The organism is Alkalibaculum sporogenes (assembly GCF_009362815.1).
GTDB classification, from domain to species: Bacteria; Bacillota; Clostridia; order Eubacteriales; family Alkalibacteraceae; genus Alkalibaculum_A; species Alkalibaculum_A sporogenes.
Map to the genome: position 1 here is coordinate 22,291 of NZ_WHNX01000030.1, position 6,301 is coordinate 28,591.

8 protein-coding genes are annotated in these 6,301 nt (G+C 32.1%); all 8 read left to right on the top strand.

What is annotated here, in order from left to right:
- Positions 1-23: 23 nt before the first annotated feature.
- A complete protein-coding gene (locus GC105_RS13940) occupies positions 24-641 on the top strand; it encodes a Sir2 family NAD-dependent protein deacetylase (protein WP_152806007.1) in 618 nt (205 codons plus the stop codon).
- A gap of 1 nt (position 642) precedes the next feature.
- A complete protein-coding gene (locus GC105_RS13945; RefSeq protein ID WP_152806010.1) occupies positions 643-990 on the top strand; it encodes a tautomerase family protein in 348 nt (115 codons plus the stop codon).
- A gap of 14 nt (positions 991-1,004) precedes the next feature.
- Entirely contained in the window at positions 1,005-1,484 is a 480-nt protein-coding gene (rlmH, locus tag GC105_RS13950; RefSeq protein WP_152806013.1) for a 23S rRNA (pseudouridine(1915)-N(3))-methyltransferase RlmH, read from the top strand.
- A gap of 340 nt (positions 1,485-1,824) precedes the next feature.
- Positions 1,825-2,526: a vancomycin resistance response regulator transcription factor, VanR-F/VanR-M family gene (gene vanR / locus GC105_RS13955; protein WP_152806016.1), complete on the top strand. Its 702-nt coding sequence runs from the start codon at positions 1,825-1,827 to the stop codon at positions 2,524-2,526.
- Positions 2,519-3,625, top strand: coding sequence for a sensor histidine kinase (locus tag GC105_RS13960; RefSeq protein WP_152806018.1), 1,107 nt, complete (start codon positions 2,519-2,521; stop codon positions 3,623-3,625). The genes vanR and GC105_RS13960 overlap by 8 nt, the downstream gene beginning before the upstream one ends.
- Positions 3,626-3,739: 114 nt before the next feature.
- The gene (locus GC105_RS13965) at positions 3,740-4,672 is read left to right on the top strand and encodes a D-alanyl-D-alanine carboxypeptidase family protein (protein ID WP_152806021.1); all 933 of its coding nucleotides are present in this window, start codon (positions 3,740-3,742) and stop codon (positions 4,670-4,672) included.
- A 402-nt stretch (positions 4,673-5,074) separates the two neighbouring features.
- The gene (locus tag GC105_RS13970) at positions 5,075-5,836 is read left to right on the top strand and encodes a transposase (protein WP_152806023.1); all 762 of its coding nucleotides are present in this window, start codon (positions 5,075-5,077) and stop codon (positions 5,834-5,836) included.
- A gap of 46 nt (positions 5,837-5,882) precedes the next feature.
- The gene (locus tag GC105_RS17530; protein ID WP_281350136.1) at positions 5,883-6,017 is read left to right on the top strand and encodes a hypothetical protein; all 135 of its coding nucleotides are present in this window, start codon (positions 5,883-5,885) and stop codon (positions 6,015-6,017) included.
- Positions 6,018-6,301: the final 284 nt, after the last annotated feature.

Sequence of the window (6,301 nt, forward strand, 5' to 3'; positions counted from 1 at the left end):
TAACCGCATAAGAGGTGATTATATTGAAAATAGCTGCATTAACTGGAGCTGGAGTATCAAGGGCTAGTGGCGTTCCGACATTTGTAGAAATGGTAGATTTGCGAGATAAGTTAAGTAGGAGTTATTTTAACTCTTATCCAAAAGAATTTTACAAATTACTAAATGAGATGAATGATATTATCAATGCTGCGCTTCCAAACTCTGCTCATATATCCTTAGCTCAATGGTCTATACCAATTGTAACTATGAATATAGATGGACTTCATCATAGAGCAGGGAGCAGACAAGAGGATGTTATAGAGATACATGGAAGTCTAAGAAAAGTAAGCTGCCCGAAATGTAATAGTTGGTTTGATTTTATAATTACGAAGGAATCACTATACTGTCCTAAATGTAAAGTCACGATATTGCAACCTGATATTGTTCTGTATGAAGATAATATACCTAGACTTTATGATGCAATAGATATAGTAACAAAAGCAGAAGTATTATTAATAATAGGAACTTCTTTTTACACTTCTACAGCTAGTTACATAAGTGAGGCCGCAAAAGACGCAGGTGTAAAAGTTAAAATTATAAATGAAAATGCAGAAGAAGAAGTACCAAAATTATTAGAATCACTAAAAACTAGGAGGAATTAATATGCCACATATTTCAATTAAAACTAAGACAAGTATAGATAGGATTAATTTAGAAGTGTTAAATAAAAATATTTCTAATGCAATGGAAGTAGATAGAAAGAAAATTATACTATCATGGGAAATTTTTACGGAGAACGGATTTTATAAGCATGGGGAACAAAACGTACACTATCAACCATTAGTTATTATTAGAGTATCTAAGAGAAATGGTGAAGAATTCGCTAAAAAATTAGCTGAAGTAGTAGTAAAAGAATTATGTGAACTTTTAGATATCCCTAAAGAAGGTGTTTTATTATTTATTCATCGAATTGAATTAGGTGATGTGTATATCAATGGAGAATTTGTATAAGGTCGTGACTGTACTTGAATATTACAATAATAGCAGTAGGAAAAATTAAAGAGAAGTTTTATGCTCAAGCTATAGAAGAATACGTTAAAAGACTAGGAAGGTATTGCAATCTTAAGACAATAGAAATCCCAGATGAAAAAGCTCCAGAAAATTTAAGTAATGCCGACAGGCTAGGAGTAATAGAAAAAGAAGGAAAGAAAATTCTAAGCAAAATCCCTTTAGGACCAACTATTATTACTATGGAGATAGAAGGCAAACAAATTTCATCAGTAGAATTATCAAAACAGATAGAAGAATACACAGTTAACGGACAAAGCCACTTATGTTTTATCATAGGTGGCTCACTAGGATTATCCGAAGAAATCAAAAGATTAAGTCAATTAAAACTTTCATTCTCTAAAATGACATTCCCCCATCAATTGTTTAGAGTGATGTTGCTAGAACAAATTTATAGAGGTTTTAGAATATTTAAGGGTGAACCGTACCATAAGTAAATGAGGTTTTTTGAGTAAAGGATACTAAAAAAAATTGACAAGTATTTATAAAGATGTAGTCAAGTGATATGGTAAGATGGATGGAGTTAATTTATATGTTGTATTTTTTATCATTGTTTACAGCGTATAATGTATATCTTTGTTAACGTTGAGAACTATAATTATTTGCAAACGATAGATACGGTAAGAAATCTGTTGGATATAAGTCTAGTAGAAAAACCGTGTTTATCTTATATGTACCAATAAGACCAAATTTTGAAAAGGAAATAACATAAAATAAATAGGATATATAAATGTATGTTAACAGATATTTGTTAATACTTTGTTTAGGAGTGGGAAGATGCGAGATATTTCGATACTAATTGCTGATGATGAAGAGGAAATTGCTGACCTAATTGCTATTCATTTAGAAAAAGAAGGGTACCATATTACTAAAGTATCGGATGGACAAGAAACTATTCGTGTTGTCGAGACTCAGGTCTTTGATTTACTAATATTGGATATTATGATGCCGAAAATTGATGGATATGAAGTAACCCGTCGCATTCGCGAACAGCATAATATGCCAATCATATTTTTGAGTGCTAAAACATCTGATTTCGATAAAGTACAGGGACTGGTACTTGGAGCAGATGATTATATGACGAAACCATTCACCCCAATAGAATTGGTAGCACGTGTAAATGCTCAGATTCGACGTTATACGAAGCTAAATCAACATAGGACAGATACAGATAATAACAATTGCCTGGAATATGGTGGATTAATCATTTCACCTGAACAACGTACAGTTACTCTATATAGTGAAAGTATCGAGTTAACCCCGAAAGAGTTTGATATTTTGTATTTACTAGCGAGTCATCCAAAGAAAGTTTTTAGCGTGGAAAATATTTTCATGAGGGTGTGGGGTGAAGCGTACTTCGGAGGAGGAAATACTGTTATGGTTCATATACGTACCCTTCGGAAAAAACTTGAAGAAGATAAACGGAATGACAAATTGATTAAGACAGTATGGGGAGTGGGGTACACATTCAATGGTTAAAATGATGCGCAGTTTTCGTTCAAAGATGGTGTTGCTATTTGGTTTAAGTATGTTTATGTCAGGTACGATAACTTATCTAATCTTTAAAATACTTCAATATTATTATCATACTCGAGTTGAATACGGCGATTTATTGACCGATTTTCGATCATTTATGAATAAAATCGGAGACATTAATTTCTTTTTACTCATATTTATTCCATTGTCAATATTGTTTTTCTTTCTCCTTACGAAGCCCTATTCCACGTATTTCAATGAGATTTCAAAAGGAATTCAAAATCTTGCACGCGGCGAATTTCATCATCTGGTTGAAATTCAATCAAACGATGAATTTAACGCTATTACGAAAGACATTAATCTCGCAAGTGAAAAGTTAAAAGAAGCCATAGAAAGAGGTTACTTTTCAGAAAACAGTAAGGATCAGCTAGTAGTAAACTTGGCACATGATCTTCGTACACCGCTAACTTCTGTTTTGGGTTATTTAGATTTAATCATTAACAATGAGAGCTTGACTAAAGACCAAGTCAGACATTTTTTAACGATTGCATTTACTAAATCTCAACGTTTAGAAAGTCTCATAGATGAATTGTTTGAGATAACTAGAATGAACTATAGAATGCTTCCAGTCGAAAAAAAGAGAATAAATATAACGAACTTACTTAACCAATTAAAGGAAGAATTGTACCCAGTATTCGAAAAAAAACATTTGATTACGCGGATGAATTGTACGACCCATTTAACCATTTTGGGAGATGGAGATTTAATAGCACGCCTGTTTGAAAATCTTATTACTAATGCAATACGTTATGGATATGACGGTCAGTATGTGGATATTAACGGTTTTATTGATGCAGAAGAAGTGGTAGTTCAAGTGGTGAATTATGGAGATAGTATTCCTCCGGATGAAATCCCGTACCTCTTTGATATGTTCTATACCGGAGATAAAGCGCGAAGTCATCAAGAAGATAGCACAGGTATTGGCCTGTTCATTGCGAAGCATATTGTGGAGCAGCATAATGGTTCTATTACTGCCCAAAGTAGCGTCATTAATACAATTTTCGAAGTCCGATTACCAAAGGGAACTGAACTAAATAATTAAGTTGAATTAAATTCAATTATATGATTTAAGAAAAATTTAAGATATACCCTACTCTTCTTTTAAACAGTTTTTGTTATTCTTTTAAACATAGAATAACAAGGAGGAAACTAAAAAATGAAGAAGTGGGGATTTTTATTACTATTGTGCGTATCTATAACTTTAATATGTATTGTATCATTTTTTGAACCAAAATTCGACACGCAAAGGATAGAAGTACAAAAATATGATCAATCCGATGATAAAGCAGAGAATTCTTCTGTTTCTATATCTTCGAATGATTTACACAGTAACTATGTAATGTTGACTCGATTAAATGATAATACCAATTTGATGGAGAAAAATAGCAGAGAAAAGTTATATCCGGCGTCTTTAACAAAAATAATGACAGCAATTGTTGCAATAGAGAATCTGTCAAATTTAGAGGAAGAAATTGGACTTACTCATTATACCTTTAATGATCTGTACGTAGCAAACGCTTCTATGGCCGGTTTCAAGCCGAACGAGAAGGTAAGGGCTATTGACCTTTTATACGGAGTGTTGCTTCCAAGCGGTGCAGAGGCTGGTATTGGGCTTGCAGATCAAATTGCGGGTTCGGAACAGTCATTTGTAAAGATGATGAATCAAAAGGCAGCAGACCTGGGAATGGATAATACCCATTTTACCAATACTGCCGGGCTCCATGACGAAAACCATTATACAACAGCGGAGGATCTCACTGTTCTTCTTAAGTATGCGCTGCAGAATGATATATTTCGTGAAATCTTCACTTCATCCCGTCACTCCACGAAACCTACGAATAAACACGCTGATGGAATAACCTTTTATAGCACAATGTTTGAAAAACTCGGCAACACAAGAATTACCGGAGGGGAAATTTTGGGAGGAAAAACCGGATATACCGATGAAGCTGGTCTATGTCTCGTGAGTCTCGCCAAAGTGGGTAATCAAGAATATATTCTGATTACAGCGGGTGCAAAAGGAGATCAGAATTCGAAACAGTATAATATTACTGATGCATTAGCTGTATACAACAGTATAGGGAAATAATATAGAAATTAGCCTATTAAAAGTTGGGAAATTGGTTAAACCAATTAGCTATTAAAAGCTGCTGCGAAAGAAGTAAATACACGAATGATAAATATCTAAGGCTATTAAGAAATAGTCTTTTTATATATGCTTATATTATTGTATTAGGAGGATAAAGAAGCAGAACTAACTTTAAAGTATCATTTAGCAAAAGGTATAAGGTAGATAGGATAGAGCTGTTATTGATGCTTATAAGGGGCTAATACCACATACAAAAAACTTCATTTAGATGTATTACGGTGAACCGTACCATAAGTGACTACGTTTTTTTGATAAACCTATAGGTATGCAAAGCCAAAGGGGACGGTTCTATTGTCTTATTTAAAAATATATGGTATATTTTTATTGAAGGGGAGAGGTAGTATGTCAAGACAAGCACGTAAAAAAAGTTCAACTGGGATATATCATATAATGGTACGTGGAATAAACAATGAGAATATATTTTTAGAGGATGAAGACAAAGAAAAATATATAGATTTATTAAGAAAGATGAAAGAAGTTACTGCAATTAATATATATGGGTATTGTATAATGGATAGCCATTTACATTTACTTGTTAAAGAGGGAGAAGAGTATATAGGTGATACTATGAAAAGAATAGGTGTCAGTTATGTATATTGGTACAATAAAAAATACAAGAGAAAAGGACATTTGTTCCAAGACAGATATAAAAGCCAAGTGGTAGAAAACGATATATATTTAATATCATTACTAAGATACATACATCAAAATCCAATAAAAGCAAAGATAGTTGATAAAATTGAAGATTATCGATGGAGTAGTTATAATGTGTATATAAGTAAAGACAAAGATAATATAGTGAATAAGAAAAAAATAATAACTTACTTTGAAGGTAAATCAGAGAAAGAAAGCATTAAAGAATTTAAGAAATTTATGATAGATAAAGGAACAAAATTTGATTATGAAGAAGAAAAAGTAATAAAAATTACAGATGAGCAATTGAAATCAAAGATAGAAGAAATACTTCAGGGTAATTCATTAAAAGATCAAAGTCTAGACAATAGAAATAAAATATTGAGAGAGATTAAAAAGAATGAAGATGCGTCTATTAGGCAAATAGCAAGAGTAACTGAAATAAGTCGGAATATAATAGCTAAAGCTTAAAATAAGACAGTAGAACCGTCACCGGTGGTATGTAAGTATTGTTACAATGGGTGCATTGGCGACTATTGGTGTTATATTAATTTCACCAGCTATACTTAGATGTATTTTAGATAATTTTCTTCCATTCTTTGATTTGACATTAATTGACTTAAAGACGAAAAAGGTAGATGATGATATTTGAAAATTTACAGTAATACATATAAGTGTTTTCAAGATGGAGAAATTGCAGAAACCAATAATTAGAAACATAAGGAGATGCAAAGAAAATGAAAAGAAAATGAAAAGAAAATGAAAGGTTTAATTATATTAGTAGGCTCTGTTTAAGAATAATGTTGATAATAGTTGTAAATAAAGGGAACCATAGAGGAGACTGTAAATAATTTTGTGTCCTAGAATAAAAAAATAACTTTCTATCAGGCTCATTAGATATGTAAAAATTCAAGAAAACATCTTTAAAATATGAAC